Source organism: Pseudoalteromonas sp. SIMBA_162, assembly GCF_046535955.1.
Taxonomy (GTDB): Bacteria; Pseudomonadota; Gammaproteobacteria; order Enterobacterales; family Alteromonadaceae; genus Pseudoalteromonas; species Pseudoalteromonas marina.
Genome location: NZ_JAWJBQ010000928.1, coordinates 1 through 247, shown reverse-complemented (window position 1 = coordinate 247; position 247 = coordinate 1). Strand labels below are relative to the sequence as shown.

General features: G+C 51.4%; 1 pseudogene. It reads left to right on the top strand.

From position 1 onward, the window contains the following. A pseudogene (locus R0J88_RS22420) lies at nt 1–247 on the top strand (bile acid:sodium symporter family protein); the annotation flags it as partial.

Below are 247 nucleotides of genomic sequence, written 5' to 3'. Positions count from 1 at the left end.
CTTCAGTTAGACGTACCGCTTGGATCAATTATTCTTGAATTAACACTAATCGTGCTTCTTCCTACCGTGATTGGGGTCAGCTTGCGTACAAAGTTCTCGGCTTTCTTTGCACGGCATGATTCAGCGTATGCAGGGATAGGGTCGATTCTGTATCTGCTGATCTTACTCGCCGTGGTCGGGCCGAATGCCACCACGATCAATGGCTATGGCTGGTATGCGTTTGTGATTGCGGGCGCGGCCCTGTGCC